This is a genomic window from Erythrobacter epiphyticus, from assembly GCF_034653295.1.
Classification (GTDB): Bacteria; Pseudomonadota; Alphaproteobacteria; order Sphingomonadales; family Sphingomonadaceae; genus Erythrobacter.
Map to the genome: position 1 here is coordinate 1 of NZ_JAYEEU010000008.1, position 18,533 is coordinate 18,533.

The window sequence follows — 18,533 nt, forward strand, 5'->3', positions numbered from 1 at the left end:
CCAGTGATACTATGGCTGTGACATCATTGCCATTTTGCCAACGCGCACGCTCGCGGAAGTAGTAGCGGCCTGAGCGACGCATGGTGAAGGGGACTTTGGGCATTGAAGGGTCTCCAGAAAGGAGCCCGGTGAAACCGTATGTGATACACTATGTGCACCACTGCCTCACCGAACCGATGAAAGCGGTTTTCATTTCAATGCTTTATTTGAAAAGTGGTCGGGGAGACAGGATGCGAGTCCACTTTTCCGACCACCCGCAAAGCCCGGAATACCGCGGGTTGCAGCACGGCGCGACGGCCGTGTGCACAGGGATGTGACATAGGACGAATCCCGCCGCAAGGGCTGAATACGGGCAGGGTAAGGGCGCCGACCCGTGAACGCGACTCGAGCAACATTTTCGCTAAAGCTCGCCGGCGGACATAAAGGCTTCGTTATGTGTTGAAGTCTTTGTGCAACAAGCGGCTGTATCCACAGCGTAAAATGGTGAATTGGGCTTGATCCGCCCTTTCGCACTTGGTTGCCAAATGGTAAATAGGGCGGGTCGCGAGGAATCGCTTCCTCACGACCCTGCTCGGTTGAGCCGCCCGCTTGTGCAACACCTGACTACGTGACGGTGAAGTAAGCGTCTAGCCGAGTTGGTCACCAACCCAACCAACTATAAAGGCTAGATTAAATGACAAAAGGCACATCATTGGTCACCGACTCCAAGTCGCCGGAGCAGCTTCGGCTGGACTTGCAAATCGCTGTCGAGCGCGAGATCGACGGCGTCGGTATGGGCGTCCTGTCTGACGGCACGCCGTTTCTCAACATTCGCGGTCTGGCAAGAATGTGCGGTGTTGATCACGCGAACATCATCCGCATCACTGCTGACTGGATGGAGAAGCCAGCGAAATCTCGGGTCAAAAAGATCCGCGAACTGGTGCGGGAACAAGGCGCAGACGACAACATCGCTTTCATCGCGATCATCAAGGATGGAGTTGTTCAGCACGCAATTCCTTCCGCTGTATGCATGGCTATTCTTGAGTATTATGCCTTTGAGACCGGCTCAAATAATGATGCTGCCGCTCAGAACTATCGCATTCTTGCGCGGAAAGGATTCAACGATTTTATCTATGCTCAAGTCGGCTATAATCCGACAGGGGCGGCAAGCATCGCATGGAAGCAATTTCATGATCGGGTAAGCCTCGCCTATGACAGCGTTCCAGATGGATATTTCAGTATCTTCAAGGAAATTGCGACTTTGCTTGTCACAATGCTGCGTGAAGGCGTCAATCTTGGCGATAAATTTATCCCGGATATTAGTGTTGGTATTCATTGGGGTAAGTATTGGAATTCAGAGAGCTTGGACATAATTTATGGCGAGCGTATAAGATACGACCATAACTATCCCAGCTATTTTCCTCAGTCTCTCTCAAACCCTCAGCCTGCCTATTGTTACCCAGACGATGCTCTCGGTGAGTTTCGGAAGTGGGTGCGGGAAATCTATCTGCCCGCGAAGCTCCCCAGTTACCTTGATAGCAAGGTCAAGCAGGGGCAGCTCCCGGCAAAGAGCGCCGTCGCGGCCATCGAAGCCTTCAAGCCCAAGGCGATCAAAGCTTCCTAGATTCCTCGGCGGGGCTTCGGCCCCGCCTCACTCCCACCGTATGCATCTGTAAGCGGCAGCCGGCGACAATCCACAGGACTGTTCGCTAATTGTTCCGACCGCCTGTTCCCGGCCGATCGAGCATCGGGCATGGCAAGGGGATGGGAAGCACACGCGTCGCGATGATCACAGACATCGCCCGTAAGGGCTACCGGCTGCGCGTGAAGTGTCGCGGCTGCGGACACCGCGAGCTTCTCGATCCCGTGCCGATTGCCATGCAATGCCATACCCGCGGTTGGCGGCGTGACCTGGACAGCCTCGGCGCCCGGATGCGGTGCAAGCAATGCGGGCATCGAGGAGCAGAATGCGGGCCCGGCTAAGGTCCAGCGAAATACCTCGGTGGCCGTATCGAGCCCACGCACACCCCTACTCGCGGCCTAGCCCCACACGGCAGCGGCGAAGGCCTCTTCCTTTGATCCGGGCACGGCGGCCCTCGATGCCGCACTTGGTCTATCCCACTGTTCAAGCACCTTTCCGTCAGCGCCATAGGCGATGAACTGGACAGCGGCGTAGCGGTTGGTCCCACGTGCGCAGTCAATGCGGTATAGGGTCAGAGAACGCCGATACGGGACGCCTCTGTCTCCCTGATGAAGTCCTTGCACCCAAACCTCAATAGGCCGAATGCGGCCGGTGGCGCGGTCAACCGGCTGCACGCCACCACCTATCCCCCAATCGAAAGTCTTCATGAAATAGCGCGACGAGGTGGCGAAGGCTGGCCACCAACAATTCTGGCGGAACTCGTTGCGCCAGAGCTTCACGTCGATTTGGACGAAGACGTTGGATGAAGCCTCAGGATTGCAGATCCCTTGCGCGTCTACAATCACTGGATCCTTCTCCCAGGACGGCTCGATAGCCCGCGTCCCGGGCCAGTCTTGATCTGGCGGTACTTGGGCTGAGAGAAAGGCAAGGGTGGCGATGAAGAAACGCATGATCGGCAGATTACCGCGTCTCCATCGGCGCGCAAGCTGCCGTTCGAAAAGCGGGGCCGACCCGGAACCCGGCGCCGCAAAGGCAGAAGAGCGAGGGCTGGTCCGTATGTAGCGGCTTGCGAAGGCGGCTATAGCGGGGCCGAGTTCCGAAACCTGCCAGTCAGCTTACGACCCCGTTGCGGTCATTCATCAAGGCGCTACGCTCTCCCGATGGAAAAGATCATCTTGGCAGTCGCGCTACTTGGTGCTCCATTGTCACCCTCGATGGCCGAAGCTCCCAACCATAGAACCTCGCTCGCTCCATCAGCCCGTATCGAGGCTCCCCCGACCGAAGAGAAGCTTGCGCTGATCCGGCGGTTCATGTCGGTTGTCGGCATTCAAAGCCGCTTGGACAGCGGCAGCTTCTTGGAACGATATGCATTTGTGCCCGAGCTTGGCTGGCATGAAGGCGGGGCCGCTAACTGGAAGGAATCCAATCTGTTGGGTGGCCTCACCGGACCGATTGAGGCCCTGAAAGCTGTTTATGAGAAATACCGTCCCGTCTATCAGAGCGAATACGAGCAACATCTAAACTGGGAGTTCACCGAGGACGAGCTTCGGCAAATGATCGCCTTTTTCGACTCATCTGTCGGGAAGCACTATCTCGACGGAACTTGGCGCATGGAAGCCTACATCGGCACAAACATGGAAGAGACCGAGCAAGCCTTGGTGGCCGAGGCAGTGCAATCCTATCACTCTCGCTAGAAACGGCAGAAAACCACCCAGCTGCGGTCATGAGCAGGGCTGATTCGCGATCCCGAAAGCGGCATGACGGCTATGCCGCGCTTCTGAAAAAATCCTGCCAATCTGAAACCGACCCCATACCGGACGCGAGGCCCGCTCTGGGGAGCGGTCAACCTACCTTGAAGGTGACAGTTCCGCTCATCAAATGGCCATCGGCCGCCGCGGCTTGCCAGCGGACTTCGTAGGTTCCAGTCGGGAGCGGCTTCTTCAGGGCGAGCGTCATGGTCCGGCCATCGGACGACCAACTGGCGGTGAAGTTGCGGATCACCATCTCGCCGTGGTTGGCCATTCCCGGCATGGCCGTCATCACGATGCTGGCTGCGGCGCTGGACGCTTCGACGGGCTGGCCGAAGGTGAGCGTGATCGCCTTGGGCGCCTTGACCTCGCTTCCCGCTGTCGGGGTGGACGCGGCCAGCTTCACATGGGCAAGCAGCGCGGAGGGGGCGAGCGCCGAAAGCGCAAGGGCGGCGAAGAAGGCGGGGATACGCATGGGGGTGTCCTTCATGTTGATCAGAACCAGAAACGGATGCCAACGATAAGGCTGGTGGTGGAAGGGTCTTCGCCGCGCGCGCGGGCGAAATCTGCGCCCTTGCCGGTGCGCCATGATTGCTCGATGCCGATATAGGGAGCGAACTCGCGGGCGAATTCATAGCGTAACCGGGCGCCGACTTCGATCTGATCGAGCCCTCCGCCCACGCCGAGCAGGGGAATGTCCTGCGCTGACAGGTTCGCCTCGATGCGGGGCTGAAGGATCAGGCGCTGGGTGATACGCTGATCGATCTCTGCTTCAAGTCGGGCGGTCAGGTCGCCGCGGTGCGAGAGAAGCAGCGCGGTGTCGATCTCGAACAGATAGGGCGCAAGGCCCTGCACGCCGATTACCGCATGGGTGGTGTCAGGCCCGGCGATGTCATGCCGGACACCTGCCTGCACGTCCCAAAAGGGCGCGAAGGCTTTGGCATAAAGGGCCTGCACCTCGGCATCATCGGGGTTGGAACCGAACGCGCCTTCGCCCTCGCTCTTGAACCACAGCCGTGTCGTCGGACCGCCGTAATAGCCCTGGATGTCCCACAGGTAGATATCCGCGCCATCGCGCACCTGCGCTTCCAGCCGGTCGCCCTGGAACCAGAACACCGGAAAATCGCCATGGGTGCGGCGCAGATCATCGCGCGAGGCCTGCATGGCATCGGCGCCCCAGATCGCATCGGCAGCGCGTGGCGGACCGCTGCCGGCAGCGGCGGGAGGCGGGGTTTCCATCGTCGGGCCGGGGGAGATCGGTTTTTCCGGCTCGCTCATATCGCCATTGTCATGCCCGGCGTGCGCGTCTTGTGCAGCAAGGGGCGCGGGGAGCGTGAGCGCCAGCAAGGCGAGCGCAGTCCTCACGTCCCGCTCTCCGGCCCCACGACCGTTACGGTCTGCATCATTCCGCCGTGCATGTGATACAGCAGGTGGCAGTGAAACGCCCAGTCGCCCGGCTCGTTGGCGGTCAGATCGAATTGTGCGCTCGCGCCGGGTTGGACGATGACTATGTTCTTGCGCGGCTGATGGGCTGGGTCCTGGCCGTTGACCAGCTCGAAGAACATCCCGTGCAGGTGGATCGGGTGCGCCATCATGGTGTTGTTGACGAGCTTCACACGCACCCGCTCGTTCCAGGCAAAGCGGATCGGCACGTCGCTGACCGCGGAATACATCCGGCCGTCGAAGGACCACATGTAGCGCTCCATATTTCCGGTCAGGTGCAGTTCGAGCAGCCGCGAAGGTGTTCGGGTGTCGCGGTTGGGCTCAAGCGCCGACAGCATTCGGTAATTCAGAACGCGGTGATCCACATCGCGCAGGCCGAGGCCGGGGTCGCCGAGCTTGTCGACCGGCGCCATGGAAACCATGTCGATCCCGGGCCCGGTCTTTACATCGGGGGGCAGCAGCAGCGTGTCACGCATCTTCATGCCGTCCATGCTGTGACTGCCACCCATATCGCCGTGGTTCATCCCCATGTCGCCCATGTCGAGCAGCGGGGGCTTCCTTGGCGGCGGGATCGGCGCGCGGGCGCCGGGTCTGCTTGCCAGCGTCGCAAGCGCCATGCCGGAACGATCCATGCTTTCGGCAACGATGGTGTAGGCTTCGGCCGCGCCCGGTTCGATGATGACGTCGTAGGTTTCCGCTGTGCCGATTTGGAATTCGTCGACCTCGACCGGCTTCACATTCTGGCCATCGGCGGCAATCACCGTCATCGGCAGGCCCGGGATGCGCAGGTTGAATAAGGTCATGGCCGAGCCGTTGATGACCCGCAGGCGGACGCGTTCGCCGGGATTGAACAGGTATTCCAGCCCCTCCTTCGGCCCGCGCCCGTTGGCTAGGTAGGTGTAGGTGGATCCTGTCACATCGGCGATGTCGGTCGCCGGCATCCGCATCTGCGCCCACATCCGCCGGTCCTCGGCGGTCAGCGGGTAGTCATCCGCCCAGCTGGTCTGCTCGTAGTTGAAATAGCCTTCGCCTTTGCGCAGCCGGTCCATGATCTTGTGCGGGTGCAGCGGGGTGAACTCGCTCAGGAGGAGAATGTAGTCGCGGTCATATTCTGCCGGCTCATCGCCAGCCGGATCGATAATCAGTGGGCCGTAATGCCCCTGCTGTTCCTGCAAGCCCGAATGACTGTGATACCAGTAGGTGCCCGCCTGCCGGACCGGAAATTCATAGGTGAAGGTCTGCCCCGGTCTGATCCCCGGAAAGCTAATCCCCGGCACACCATCCATGTGAAACGGCACCAGCAGGCCGTGCCAGTGGATCGAGGTATCTTCGTCCAGATGGTTGGCCACATTGAGGCGGACATTGGTGCCTTCCTTCATGCGCACAAGGGGGCCGGGCACACTCCCGTTGACCGCAACGCCGTGCCCTTTGCGGCCCTGAACCACGCGTGGGCCGTGCCCCACGGCAAGATCGATTACCGCGCCCGACACCTCGTCAAAGCCAATGCGGATCGGTGCTCCGCCGCGCATCTTGTGCATCGAATGGCCCTGCGCCCAGGCAGGCAGCGCGGCGAAGGCAGAAGCGGCGCCTGCTCCGACAAGCAGGCGACGACGGGTGACAAGCGGTGCAATCATGTCTTTTATACGCGGGAGCGCGGCTCACCCCTCACCATCTCCGACAATTTCTGCCGTGCCCGATACAGCCGGGTCTCCACCGCCTTGACGCTGATGCCAAGCGCCGCTGCCGTTTCCTGTTGGCTCATGCCTTCGATTGTGCGCAGGATCAGCACGTCTTTCAGTGAAGAGGGCAGGTCTGCAAGGGCGCGGGCGGTGGCCACTAGTTCCTGCCGGCTTGCCGCATGCGCCTCGGGCGAGGGCGCGTCATCGGCGACCCACTCCGCCGCAGTGTCGGCCATCGGCAGGCCGAGAAACCGCCGCACCGCCCGCCGCCGTGCCCGGTCGCGGCATTTGTTGAGCGCGATTGCGGCGATCCACCCCCGGAACGGTCGCGCCGGATCGTAGCGCGACAACGCGCCGAAGGCAGCGACAAAGGCCTCTTGCGTGATGTCGAATGCCTCTTCGGGGTCGCCGGTGGCAACACGTGCGAGGCGGTAGATGGCCTCACGATGCCGCTCTACCAAAGCACGCTCCGCCTGCGCATCACTAGCCAGCGCTTTGCGCACCAGTGCTGCATCCGGATTGGCGCTGTTCACTTGCTTGGTTGCGCAAGGCTCTTGGCAACGGCTGCGTCGAATTTGGCCTGCTGATCAGGCCGCAAGATCTCGCGCATCGCAAAGACGTGTTCCAGCGTCGCCTTTTGCAGTTCGCCCATCGCCACGTGGGATGCATCAACGGCTGCCGACACACGTGGACCATACTGGTGTTCAGCAGCAATAGCATCCGCAAGGCGGGAGTTGTCGGCTTTCAATCGCGCTTCCAAAGCCTCGCGCTTGGCGGCGAAATCGCGTTCGAGCACGGCAAGTGCCCGTTCCTGCGCCGGGTCAAGATCAAGTCCGGCATGCATCAGTGCGTGTAACTCTGCCCCGCTATGCTGCGGTGCGGGCTGCATCATGCGTCCGATCCACACCCCTACCAGCGCGAGTGCGACCACCGAAACGGCTGCGATCAACAGACGGCTTAAGGTCATTGCTTGCCCAGCACTATCAGAGGCGTCAGCGAGGGTGCCGGGCCGAAGGCGACGAGCGATGTTTCCGCCTGTGCCGGAGCCTGCAATCCGCCGAGCACTCCAATGCCAAGCGCTGCGACCATCGCTGCCCCAAATGCCTTGCGCGACTGGTTTGCCTCAACACGCGCCCGAGTCGCCAAGGTAGCGCCGTCGATTGCTGACAAGTCTGGCACGGGAACATCAACGAGCCGCGAGACAATGTTGTCGAGATCCATCATCTTCCTCCTGCACGAGGTTATACGCATGCCGGCATAAAACCCCTCATCGCTTCTGCTAGCACTCCGCCTGTTGCCCATTCCATCAAGACGCCGACGTTCATGGGCCAGTGCGATACGACACATTGTGCAGCAGGTGGCAGGCCGAGAGGTGTAGCGGCCAGTCGCCTTTCCACCCATCACCGGTCATGAGCGGAGTCGCGGTGCAATCCCGAAAGCGGCATTGCGGCTTTACCCCCGTTCTGGAAAATTTCTGCCCATCAGCAAACGACCCCGTTCCCGACATCAAACGGTTTGAGATTGATGACTTGCTCCACGCCGCGCGTCGGCGACTTTTGATCCTGAGCCATGATATTAGCTAGCCATGCGATGAGCCTCGGAATGACGACAGTTTCCATCCCGTGGCGGGCTTCAGCCGCTTGCTCTCGCGGCACAGACCCCGCGCGGACATAAAGCCGTTCGTAAGGGATGTTGGCGTTAGGCGGCCAGAAATGAGCGTCGAACAAGTCGCCTGGCGTTCTGATAAGATGCAAGTCTATCTGGATGTTTGCGCACGCTAACGCGGCCTCTAACACCGTAGGCCTGAGTGGGTAGCTTTGCCCCTTCGCCAACTTGCGGGTTTCAGATCGCATCAAAGAAACTTAACTGCCAGCCATCAATGGCGCAACGGCAACAAACCACCCAGATTCGGCCATAAGCGGGGCTGATGCTCAATCCCGAAAGCGGCATGACGGCTTTGCCCCGGTCCTGAAAAATTCCTGCCCTTCAGGAAGCGACCCCATTGCCGCCATAGCAGCCGCAACCTCAAGGCCTCAGCGGATCACGCTGCCACATTGGGAAATTGTATAGAACCGCCAACATTGCCCCAATGCTGGCGCTCTATGCGGCAGGAATGCCAAACCGCTTCGCCATTGCCGCTTTCGTCCCCACCATCCTCCTGACTGCCTGCGGAAGCGAGCCCGCTGCGCCTGCCAAACCCCCGGTTCACAGCGAGGCGATCGCCCACGAGACCGAGCTTGTCCGCCTGAAGCTTACGCCGGAAGCCCAGAAGCGGCTCGGGATTGTCACGGAGAGGATCGGGACGGGCACCGCATCGGCCATGCGCATGACCAGCGGCGAAATCGTCATCCCGGCGGGGGCTGGCGGAGCGCCGGTCACTTCTGCCAGCAACCTGCAACAACTCGCCGCGCAGCAAGTGGCCGCCGATGGTGAACTTGCGCGGGCGCGGGCGCAGCTTGCCTTGGCGCGCATCGCCTATGATCGTGCCTCGGCTCTGGTTGATGAGGAAGCGGGCAGCATTCGCGCACGTGACGAGGCGACGGCAGCGCTCGGTGCGGCAAAGGCTGCTGCCGATGCGGCGGCAGCCCAGCGCCGCCTGCTCGGGCCATCGGTCGCAAGCCTTGGCAACCAGCGCTACGTCTGGGTGCGGGTGCCGGTGTTCGGGAGCGATCTTCCCGGACTGCAACAAGGTCAGTCGGCGCTGGTCTCGCCGCTTGGACAGGACGGCGCGAAACGATCGGCGCGGCCCGTCGATGCGCCGCCATCGGCGAACGCAGTCGCTGGCACCGTCGATCTCTATTTCGCGCTCGACAATCGTGATCGGGCCTATCGTGTCGGCCAGCGGGTCAGCGTCGCGCTCCCGCTCGCTGGTGGGCGAAGCGAAGGGCTGTCCGTGCCGACCTCCGCGATCCTGCGCGACATCTATGGCGGCGAATGGGTCTATGCCAAGACCGAGGCCGACACCTACGTGCGCCAGCGGGTCGAGGTTGCCGCAACCGAAGATGGTCGTGCGATCCTCTCGCGGGGTTTGCGTCCAGGCACGCAGGTGGTCACGGCAGGCGCTGCCGAGCTGTTCGGCACCGAGTTCGGGGTCGCACACTGATGTTGGCCTGGCTGGTTCGCTCCGCGCTCAAGCAGCGCGTGCTGGTTCTCGCCATGGCGGCGCTCTTGGTGGTGCTTGGCCTGCGCGCGTCTGCCGATGTGCCGCTGGACGTATTCCCGGAGTTCGCTCCGCCGATCGTCGAGATCCAGACCGAAGCGCCGGGCCTGTCGACCGAGGAGGTCGAAAGCCTGATCACGGTGCCGATCGAGACCGCGGTCAATGGCGTGCCCGATCTGGCAACTCTGCGCTCGAAGTCGGTGCTGGGCCTCTCCTCGGTGACGATCCTGTTCGAGCGCGGCACCGATGTGATCCGCGCCCGCCAGCTGGTGCAGGAGCGGGTGGCGCAGGTGCAGGCGCGACTGCCTGCCGCTGCCCGCCCGCCTGTGATGCTGCCTCCCCTGTCGTCCACGAGCCGGGCGATGAAGATCGGCATCTCGTCGAAAAAGCTCGATCAGATGCAGCTGTCCGAGCTGGTGCGCTGGACGATCAGGCCCAAGTTGATGTCGGTGCCGGGCGTCGCGAATGTCGCCGTCTGGGGCTACCGCGACCGGCAGTTGCAGGTGCTGGCCGATCCCGACCGGCTGCAAGCCTCGGGCGTTACGCTGGCCGAACTACGCGCGGCGACCGGCGATGCAGTGCTGGTCGGCGGCGGCGGCTTTGTCGATACGCCCAACCAGCGGCTGCCCGTTCAGCAGGCAGGCGCGATCCAGACCGCCGAGGATCTTTCCCGCACAGTCATCAAGATCGCCGGCGACGCGCCGGTCAGGGTAGGTGATGTCGCGCGGGTGACCGACGGCTTTGCCGCCCCCATCGGCAATGCGATCATCGACGACGGCCCGGGTATCATGCTGATCGTCGAGAAGCAGCCGACCGGCAACACGCTCCAGCTGACCCGCGATGTCGAGGCGGCGGTCGAAGAGCTTCGCCCCGGTCTCAAGGACGTCAAGATCGACACCACCATCTTCCGCCCGGCGACCTTCATCGAGAAGTCGATCGACAACCTGACCCGTCGCCGCACGGTGTAAGTCTCCGGCCTTCGCCTCGGCCTGGTAGAGCGACAGCGAGCTCGGCACTTGAAACTCGTGCAACAGATCAATCGCTTCCCGCGCTTCCCGCCAGTTCGACGGGGCAAACTGATTGCCTGCGATGATTGCTCGTTGTGCAGGCGAAACTTCGACCGGCTCCTTCCCGTAGGCCGCTCGCTGCAATTCCAGCCACCAATTGGCGCAAAGCTCGGCATGCCGCTTAATCGGCTGGAGATCGGACATCTCTTGGTTGAGGTCTGCGATCATCAAAGTGGGCAGTAACGCGAAGGCGTCATCATAAGCTTTTGCCCAACGTTCGGCGTCGATGCGGCGGCCATCCCTGCGAGCGGCCGAGTGTTCTGCTTCAATCTCCTGAATAAGGTCGGCGCATTCCCTCGAGCCGTTAACCTGCCTTATCGTGCCATTGGGCAACCGTATCTGCGCAGTCATTCCCGCACCTGTTTGTAGCGTGGATTGGCGCCAGCATCGCGCAGCCAAAGAAACGCAGCCCTGCGGTCCGTCAATTCGGGAAAGGGGAGGCCAAGGCATTCGCATGTATAACGGACAAGCCACAGCTGCTTGCGCGAAGCCGGGCGCGCGGTCATCGCCTCGAGCTTGTCCTTGTCCAGCGCCTCCAGGAAGCGTTCGGACCGAACCATGTAATTGTCATAGCGCCGACGCCACTCGGCATACCGCCCCAGCTCCTCAAGTCTCGGCCCTGCCTGATTGAGGAAGATCGCCAGTGCCTCACCAATGGTATCGCTGCGCGCGCAGGCTTTCTTCCAATGCAGGGCATTGACGTGATCGCCCTCCAGTTCGTTGGGCGTCATAGCGAGATAACCATCGAACCTGCGCGCGTCATGGGCAGAGAGGCCGTGCGCGGTGAGGACCGCTCCAAGTGTAATTTGATGAAACACATCGCGCTGGTCGCGGTAGACTGCCTCGCCCGGCGTGATCTGCGGACCAGACAAGCCAATCTCCATCGACTTCAAGTTAGCAAACATACGGCCTAGCTCGTCGATGTAGACGCCTAGCTCGGTCTCTCCTGATTCGGGCTTCATGTGTTCCATGCAAGGAACATAGTGGCAACAATAATAAATATCAAGTAACCAAGTGCACGCTGAGGGCGGATCTGATGTCGTCAGCTAGCCTTTACTTTTGAATTTGCCCCTTGAAGATGCCCCTATAGGATCTATAATAAGAAGTGAAGTTAAGTGCACTTAAGATGATTAGGGCGGGTCTAGGCGAAATAAATGTTGCCCACTTAAGCCGGCCAAAGACCCGCCCCTCGTGAAGCAGACCCGCGCCCATGGTAGAGAAGCCTCATTCGCGATGCAGACCGGTCGAACCGGGATCCAGGGAGCAAAAGGCTCTCTGCGCGCGGCCGCGCGGCGATGCCTACTGGGCAGTGCTAGCTGACCGGGCGATAAGGGCCGAGGCATGGGCGGAAGCGCAGCACGTCAAATCTGTGCGAAGGATCGAACGTGAATTTGCCGAGGCCGAACGCGAACGCGCCATGTGGCGGCGTCGGTTTCGGGTTATCCGGGAGCGAGACTGGGGCGATGAAACCCGGCAGCAGCAGCAACGCAATGTGATGCACCACGTCGCGCGTCGGCCGTTGCGACAACTCCGGCTGCCTGCTTACTTGCGGCCACTTACCGACAAGGAAGGGCGGCAATTCGTTTTTCAGCGCATCCGCTACTACGCTGCCAAGAAGACGCGGCAGGGTCATGTGCGAGAGCGCGCCTGCTACATCATCGACGGCGCCCACGTCTCGCCTGCTGGCGAACGCTGCGTCGTCAGCAACCTTGGCGTCACCGATGGTGAGATCCTTGAGGGATTTGATGTTCTCGAACTGACCAACCGGACCGCGGCTGCAAACGCGAAAACCGCTTTCCATGGTATCATACAGCATTGCCATTTGCTCACGCCCGAGCAGCAGTTTGAAGCTGCGCGATGCTACGCCGAGAATACGTTCGGTCGTCAGGGCTTGCCCTATCTTGTAGTGCTGCATCCACCGTCAGAAGATGGCGACCAGCGCAACTGGCACGTCCACATCCTGTTTTCGTTCCGACCAATGGAGCGGATCGCCGAAGGTGAGTGGGAAATCGGTAGATATCTGCGCACCGATCTGGACTCTCCTGAGCAGTTTGCCAGGCTCCGGTATCTGTGGAGCGAGCAGCTCAATCACGCCTGCGAACAGGCCGGTGTTCCTTCCCGGTTCACCCATCTCAGCTACGTGGGGGCTGGCCTTCCCTATCAATCGCAGGTGCATAATGGGCCGGGGCTGACAGCGAAGATTCGGCGGGGCGAGTATGTCGCCAGGAACCTTGAGAACCACCGGATCGCAATCAGCAACAGCGCAAAGCGTGCGATCGCACTAGCCAAGGCCGAACTGCTGAATGCAGCATCGCAGACGCGGCAGCAAGTTGAGCGATCGATGCGGATCGCGCTAGCGGCGCAGGCAATCAGGGCAAGCCGTCCCCCACCATTCGACGGTTGGTTCAGTCTTCGCAGCCCCATTCCCGACCTTATGGCAATACAGCCGATCAGTCGTCCGGCCAACGACAACAAGCGCCCAATGTCCTTGCCCGAAATCCTTCCGGCGAGGCGGGAGCAGGCGACGGCGGATAGCCCGGGGCGCATGCAGTGGTCATTGCCGGATCGGGCGCTGCCCACTTGGCCCAATCCCACCATTAGCGCCCGCGTTGACAGCGGCTGGCAGCCAGACTTCAAAAGCTCGCTTCCCACCACGTTGCCGTATTTCCCTCCACAGCGGAGCGATGCACAGGCTGTGTGTAAACCGCTGGGCACGCTGCCACAACAGCTTCCGGCCGCGAGCATTCGCAAGGCTGTAAAGGCATCGTGGAAGTTGACCCCACCGATCTCGTCCCTTCCAAGCTTCCGAGCGCCACGTAACGCTGGCTCTTCGAAGCCAACCATTGTGTGGTGGACCCCGACAGCATTGCCACCCTTAGGATCAAGCATTCGTCCGAAAGCAATGCCTTGGAAGCTCAGTGGCGGTCCGGTTGCTGTGCCCGTGTATAAGAACATCCGGCAAGTCACTCCCCGCTTCGATCGGCCTGGTTGGGCGAAAGCCTTGCCACCATCACTGCCAAGCGCGCTTGAAAAAACGCCGCCGCCCGCCCTTGCGGAACTCGCCCGACGCGTGTCGCAATCGGCCATCTTCCGGATGTCCGACGCCATAGGCCGGATTGATCTGAAGCTGGCTCCCCTGCCTGACGAGCGCGAACCGATCGTTACCGCCGTCTCCGAACCGCCGGCTCAAACGATCGCCGCCACTGAGCCGATCAATCTAGCCGAGGAGGAAAGGCGGGCGCTCGCTTTCCTTGATCGTAACCGCGAAAAATACATTCATGTCGAGAAGGGGTCTGACGGGTTCATCTACCCCGGCAGAATCTACTGGCATGGCAATCGCCTCACCGAAGCCGGGTTACGAAATCCAATTGCACAGCGCCAGCTTCAAGCGCGCTTCGACCAGCAAGAGGGTTATGTCGACTACATTGTGACCAAGCTGATAGGGAGGGCCTTCAAGGACACTAGCCGCGAGACACTCGTGGGGGCATTGCCGCCAAATAATCTGGATTACATCGCAGGCATGCTCCGATCCGAGCCCCTGCATCGGCAGGTGGTTGAAGCTTACTACGATGGCGGCAAGCAGCGGTGTTTGCTGGCCTCAAAGGCGTGGCAAGACGCGCCTAGCAATAATCAGAACCAGCGGCTTCGGCTTGCTGCAAGGGCGAAGCGGCTGCGCGACTCTCTCGGCTTCTCTCTCCCTTTGCCTCAGGCCCTGGCAGACAAGCTCGAACAGGACGCCAAGGAGCATGACAGGCGGCTATTGGCGGCCAAGGCTGCCGCGGCCGCCGCAGGCTCAAGCGATACGGGCGGCTCGTCGTCGTCAGTTGCGCCACACCTGAGCGCCGACGATCCTGCGCCCTCTCCTCCGCGCCGCCAGCAGCGTTCGGTCGAGCCTGAAAGCTCTGCCGGGAACGGTGAGCTACATGAAGAGCTCATCGCAGAAATCGAAAGCACGCCCGGCCTGAGGATGACCCGCAAGCAGGGCAAGCTTGTTCCTGCGATGAGCCAGCAGGAAGAAGGGGGCAGTCTAAGCGCCAACTTCGAGCACCCAGATGTCCAGAGTGCCCTCGAACAGGAGCGGCGACGCCAGTGGCAGTTTGTGCGCGAAGTCTGGGGCGTGCTCACCACGTCCGTCACAAAATCTGACATGGATGGCGGATCCGCAGCAGTGATCAAGGCGCTCCCGGACGATCTGCGCCATAAAGCTTCGCCATGGGCAGAGACCCCGATCTGGGGTCTTATGCTCCGCCAGTTGGAGAAGAGCGGCAAACGGCGGTCTGAGGCCGCTGTACGGCGCTGGGAAGAAGCACGTCGCAACGAAGAACACAACCTGCCTGCAATCGCCGCAAACGTGGCTGCGCGGTTGAAGCGATGGCCGATCCAAATCGCTCCGGAAACCGGGGCCGCGATCAAGCAAGATGTGGCGCGCCATGCGGCGCAGATCGCCGCGCAGCAGAACATGTTGGGCCGCTAGTCGGAGCTTAAGCGCGCTTAATATCCCCACCCATGCCGCTGATTTAGGAAAATCCCACCTTTTTAGGCCTCTGCCGGTGAGGCCGGCTGGAGAAGGGGAAAAGTGGCCCTTCGGCCGACCTCGCAATGACGAGGTAAATGTATGAATAAAATGATGGATGCCGACGGCGACCCCGCCGCTGGGATTGCCGAGCAGGGGGTGCGTATCCTTCGCCCCATAGCCAAGCTGGATGACTGGCCAAGGATGGGCGACCCGGCGAGTCCCGGCCCGGTGATCGCGGTCGTCGATGTCGAAACCGAAGGCCTGGATCCAGAAACAGATCAGGTGATCGAGATCGCAGCCGCACTTGTGCAGACTGACAGCGAAGGGCGGATCACATGTATCCTGGGTAAGGCATACGGCCTCCAGGACCCCGGCCGCCCGCTGATGCCGAAGATTACAGCGCTGACGGGGCTTTCGGATGCCAAGCTCGAGGGACAGGCAATCGACATCGGGAAAGTGACTGCCGTCATCGCCCGGGCTGATGCGATCCTCGCCCATAGCGCCCGGTTCGATGCCGGGTTCGTGCGCCGGCTGCTGCCGGGCGTCGCTCATCTGCCGTGGGTGTGCAGCCTCAACGACGTCGATTGGCGCGGACACGGTTTCGACGGTCGCGCTCTTGGACACCTGTTGGCACAGCAGGGGCTGTTCGCTCCGAAGGCGCATACCGCCGGCGATGACGTGACCGCGACCATCAACCTGCTTGCTACCGTGCTGCCAAGCGGGCGCACGGTGCTCGCTGAGGCTCTGGCTAACGCGCAGGTGACGACCACCCGGATCGACGTCGAAGGCCAAACCTTCGATGCCAAGGCCGATCTCAAGCGGCGCGGCTATCACTTCGACTGGGTCCGGAAGGTATGGTGGTCCGAGGTTGGCGAACTTCAGGCCGACTACGAGGAAAGCTGGATCACCCGCCACTATCCCCGTCTGCGCGTGCGGCGCACGCCAATCACCTGGCATGAGCGACACTGCTGATCCTGCGTGACGGGGCGGCTTTACTGGCCAGCTAGTCCTGAGAGGCGGGGCGGTGCGCCAAGCACCGCCCCGTCCCTGTTCTGACAGATAAAAATGAGCCTCTCCTGTGAAGGGAAAAAAGGGGCTTCGGCCTGCGCCGCATTCGCTCAGGCCGTCACACAACAAAAAGGAATGGAATATGATTGACTTGAACCTTGGCGGGGCCTGTCCCCGCCGGCCGCTGACCTATGTCCTGACGAGAGCTATGTGGCACCCGCGCGGCCCCGCCGACGCCTCCATCGAAGGCTGCGAGCTGGGCGTGGGCGCGTCCAACGGTGAGCTGGGCGAAGGCATCAACGTAATGGCCGACGTGGTCTTTCGCACCAAGACGCCGTGGGTGCTGGCGAACTTCGCCGACGACGTCACCACTAGGTGCGACGGACTCTTCATGATCAAGCCAATGGGAGATGAAGTCCTGATCGGCTTGGTCGAGCCCTACGTCTTGCGGAAGGGGTCACCCCTGATCCTTGTGGGTGGAGACCGGTCCCGTGCCTTTTCGATCGATGCAGCTGGCAAGCTGATCGAATGCCCCGTTCCGCCGACATCACAGATCACCGCCGGTGTCGATCGCGGCTGGGCCGAAATCAGGCGGCGTATGGCAGACGTGATCGAGGGAACCGCCTTCCGCTATCCTAGCTGGACATTCTGCGTCGACGTCAAACACGTCCCCGTATTCTGATCGGCCACCCTTTCATCACCACCCAATCACCAGACGGGCGGCGCTCTCCACCAGAGCGCCGCCCGTCTGCTTTCACGAAAAGGAAATCCCATGCACCATCATCGCAACAACCATCCGCCAGTTCTGGCCGCATTGATTATCATCCGAACGCGACCGGAATACGAGCGCCGCTCTATCATATCCAGCCTCGCGCTGTTCACCGTCACCATCACCGGACGACGGGAAGCGGCCTTCGATCTGCTTCATGCCCGCTTCGATCCGACGGATACGCGCGCGGACATCATATCGGGCCTGTGCGAACGCGTCCCGGAAGGGGCGCAGCTTCTGGTTCGCCAGCCGATACTGCCAGCCCGGCGTCTGATGGATATCGCGGGGCGTCGTGACCTCCCGCCAATCGACAACCAGCTGATAGCGCGCGCCTTGCCCGGCACCACGCTCTTGTCACTGACGGTGGCCGACGAGCAGCTGAACGGTGCTGGTGAGGCGATGGGCCTCGAAATGGCAGGACCGGAATCCACGCCGCTCAAGCGCAATCGCCGTGCGCCGGAGCAGGCGATGGCGCTGTGGTCGGTCTATACTCAGGCCTTCTGCCGCAAGCCTGAGGCCCGTGCGTTGATCGCGTCCTTTCAGGCCTGGCGTGTCCTCGAGCGTTCCAAGCCGCTGCCGTTTTGAACCTGGCCATCCATCAAATCGAATTTGCGCAGCATCGGCTGCACCACCACGACAAGGAAAAATCCATGACCACACCCCGTTCCTACGCATACACCTTCATTGACACCGAAAGCGCATGGGACCGCGATCTGATCGCGGCCAATCAGGCAATCGACCCGGACTGCCAGCAAAACCGGATCGCTTCGCGCTGTATCTGTGCAGCGGCGCTTTTCGACATCGATATCTCGCCTGCGGGGATCGTCTCCATCGGCGCCGTGAAAACGTGGAGCGAGCATACGCACCTAACGCCTCGCGCGGTCACCAAGGCGCTTTTCGACAATCTCGCCGAACGCGCCGATCGCACCGTCGTCACGTGGGGCGGCGTGCCAGTCGATCAGCAAGTGCTGACGCTGACTGCAATGGAGTCTGGATTGGTCTTGCCGCCGCAGCTGCGCGAGCCCGTATTCGGTAGACGGCAGCGGATGCACCTTGACCTCTCCCTCGCCATGAAAGGCGCGGGTCGCACTTGGCACCACTTGTCGGAGGTAGCTTATCGCATCGGCGTGCCGCTCCCTTTGCTGCGGAACAAGGCCCAGTTTTTCCAGACCCGCACTGCCGCGGACTGGCGCTTGCTTGTGGGGCATTGCGAGCTGGACACGCTTATCACCGCCATCGTGATGATCGCCTGGCGTATCGCGCAGGGCACACCCGGTCTCAGGTTCGAGCCCGCCGTCATTGGGATGATCGGCTCATTCCTTCGCCAGCGCCCGGAGCATCCGTTGGCGGATGAACTTAAGGCCTTCGCGCTCGATCTGGAGCAATTGATCGCCCAGGATCGGGAGGCCGCGTAAGGCCAGTGGATGGCTGCGCAACGGCTCCCCGTGCCGATACAATTCTGCTGGCGGCCTTGCTGAGCAAATCCGCATGACAAGCCCGCCCGCTGACTCTAGGCATCGGA

General features: G+C 61.4%; 19 protein-coding genes. 9 read left to right on the top strand and 10 right to left on the bottom strand.

Features of this window, described 5'->3' with window-relative positions; all coding sequences use genetic code 11:
• Nucleotides 1-673: 673 nt before the first annotated feature.
• Complete coding sequence (locus SOQ14_RS09525) at nucleotides 674-1,603, top strand: BstA C-terminal domain-containing protein (RefSeq protein ID WP_322897879.1); 930 nt, start codon at nucleotides 674-676, stop codon at nucleotides 1,601-1,603.
• 416 nt (nucleotides 1,604-2,019) lie between these two features.
• Here SOQ14_RS09525 and SOQ14_RS09530 read toward each other — a convergent pair whose 3' ends face one another.
• Nucleotides 2,020-2,571, bottom strand: a complete 552-nt coding sequence (locus tag SOQ14_RS09530) for a hypothetical protein (RefSeq protein WP_322897880.1) — start codon at nucleotides 2,569-2,571, stop codon at nucleotides 2,020-2,022.
• Between the two features lie 210 nt (nucleotides 2,572-2,781).
• Between SOQ14_RS09530 and SOQ14_RS09535 the strand changes: the two genes are divergently transcribed.
• Nucleotides 2,782-3,315, top strand: a complete 534-nt coding sequence (locus SOQ14_RS09535) for a DUF2059 domain-containing protein (protein WP_322897881.1) — start codon at nucleotides 2,782-2,784, stop codon at nucleotides 3,313-3,315.
• Between the two features lie 148 nt (nucleotides 3,316-3,463).
• Here SOQ14_RS09535 and SOQ14_RS09540 read toward each other — a convergent pair whose 3' ends face one another.
• The 7 genes from SOQ14_RS09540 to SOQ14_RS09570 all read right to left on the bottom strand — a co-directional run bounded on the left by SOQ14_RS09540 (nucleotide 3,464) and on the right by SOQ14_RS09570 (nucleotide 8,344).
• Nucleotides 3,464-3,844, bottom strand: coding sequence for a copper resistance protein CopC (locus SOQ14_RS09540; protein WP_322897882.1), 381 nt, complete (start codon nucleotides 3,842-3,844; stop codon nucleotides 3,464-3,466).
• Between the two features lie 20 nt (nucleotides 3,845-3,864).
• The gene (locus tag SOQ14_RS09545; RefSeq protein WP_322897883.1) at nucleotides 3,865-4,734 is read right to left on the bottom strand and encodes a copper resistance protein B; all 870 of its coding nucleotides are present in this window, start codon (nucleotides 4,732-4,734) and stop codon (nucleotides 3,865-3,867) included.
• Nucleotides 4,731-6,446 (bottom strand): copper resistance system multicopper oxidase, encoded by a 1,716-nt coding sequence (locus tag SOQ14_RS09550; protein WP_322897884.1) that lies wholly within the window; start codon nucleotides 6,444-6,446, stop codon nucleotides 4,731-4,733. The genes SOQ14_RS09545 and SOQ14_RS09550 overlap by 4 nt, the downstream gene beginning before the upstream one ends.
• Before the next feature lie 5 nt (nucleotides 6,447-6,451).
• A complete protein-coding gene (locus SOQ14_RS09555; RefSeq protein WP_322897885.1) occupies nucleotides 6,452-7,024 on the bottom strand; it encodes an RNA polymerase sigma factor in 573 nt (190 codons plus the stop codon).
• Entirely contained in the window at nucleotides 7,021-7,458 is a 438-nt protein-coding gene (locus SOQ14_RS09560) for a periplasmic heavy metal sensor (protein ID WP_322897886.1), read from the bottom strand. Before SOQ14_RS09560 ends, SOQ14_RS09555 begins: the two co-directional genes overlap by 4 nt.
• Nucleotides 7,455-7,712, bottom strand: a complete 258-nt coding sequence (locus SOQ14_RS09565; RefSeq protein ID WP_322897887.1) for a hypothetical protein — start codon at nucleotides 7,710-7,712, stop codon at nucleotides 7,455-7,457. Before SOQ14_RS09565 ends, SOQ14_RS09560 begins: the two co-directional genes overlap by 4 nt.
• 260 nt (nucleotides 7,713-7,972) lie before the next feature.
• Entirely contained in the window at nucleotides 7,973-8,344 is a 372-nt protein-coding gene (locus SOQ14_RS09570; RefSeq protein ID WP_322897888.1) for a hypothetical protein, read from the bottom strand.
• 236 nt (nucleotides 8,345-8,580) lie between these two features.
• Between SOQ14_RS09570 and SOQ14_RS09575 the strand changes: the two genes are divergently transcribed.
• Both SOQ14_RS09575 and SOQ14_RS09580 read left to right on the top strand, forming a co-directional pair.
• Nucleotides 8,581-9,594, top strand: coding sequence for an efflux RND transporter periplasmic adaptor subunit (locus SOQ14_RS09575; RefSeq protein ID WP_322897889.1), 1,014 nt, complete (start codon nucleotides 8,581-8,583; stop codon nucleotides 9,592-9,594).
• A complete protein-coding gene (locus tag SOQ14_RS09580) occupies nucleotides 9,594-10,619 on the top strand; it encodes an efflux RND transporter permease subunit (RefSeq protein ID WP_322897890.1) in 1,026 nt (341 codons plus the stop codon). Before SOQ14_RS09575 ends, SOQ14_RS09580 begins: the two co-directional genes overlap by 1 nt.
• 446 nt (nucleotides 10,620-11,065) lie before the next feature.
• Here SOQ14_RS09580 and SOQ14_RS09585 read toward each other — a convergent pair whose 3' ends face one another.
• Together SOQ14_RS09585 and SOQ14_RS09590 are read right to left on the bottom strand one after the other, a co-directional pair.
• Entirely contained in the window at nucleotides 11,066-11,689 is a 624-nt protein-coding gene (locus SOQ14_RS09585; RefSeq protein WP_322897891.1) for a hypothetical protein, read from the bottom strand.
• Nucleotides 11,690-12,030: 341 nt separating this feature from the next.
• The gene (locus SOQ14_RS09590; RefSeq protein ID WP_322898139.1) at nucleotides 12,031-12,633 is read right to left on the bottom strand and encodes a hypothetical protein; all 603 of its coding nucleotides are present in this window, start codon (nucleotides 12,631-12,633) and stop codon (nucleotides 12,031-12,033) included.
• Here SOQ14_RS09590 and SOQ14_RS09595 point away from each other — a divergent pair.
• The 5 genes from SOQ14_RS09595 (at nucleotide 12,541) to SOQ14_RS09615 (ending at nucleotide 18,426) form a co-directional block, all read left to right on the top strand.
• Entirely contained in the window at nucleotides 12,541-15,192 is a 2,652-nt protein-coding gene (locus SOQ14_RS09595; protein WP_322898125.1) for a MobA/MobL family protein, read from the top strand. The two genes, SOQ14_RS09590 and SOQ14_RS09595, sit on opposite strands and share 93 nt — an antisense overlap.
• Nucleotides 15,193-15,333: 141 nt before the next feature.
• Nucleotides 15,334-16,206, top strand: coding sequence for an exonuclease domain-containing protein (locus tag SOQ14_RS09600; protein ID WP_322897892.1), 873 nt, complete (start codon nucleotides 15,334-15,336; stop codon nucleotides 16,204-16,206).
• Between the two features lie 178 nt (nucleotides 16,207-16,384).
• Nucleotides 16,385-16,924: a hypothetical protein gene (locus tag SOQ14_RS09605; protein ID WP_322897893.1), complete on the top strand. Its 540-nt coding sequence runs from the start codon at nucleotides 16,385-16,387 to the stop codon at nucleotides 16,922-16,924.
• 90 nt (nucleotides 16,925-17,014) lie between these two features.
• Nucleotides 17,015-17,596 (top strand): hypothetical protein, encoded by a 582-nt coding sequence (locus SOQ14_RS09610; RefSeq protein WP_322897894.1) that lies wholly within the window; start codon nucleotides 17,015-17,017, stop codon nucleotides 17,594-17,596.
• A complete protein-coding gene (locus SOQ14_RS09615) occupies nucleotides 17,593-18,426 on the top strand; it encodes a hypothetical protein (protein ID WP_322897895.1) in 834 nt (277 codons plus the stop codon). The genes SOQ14_RS09610 and SOQ14_RS09615 overlap by 4 nt, the downstream gene beginning before the upstream one ends.
• Nucleotides 18,427-18,533 lie beyond the last annotated feature (107 nt).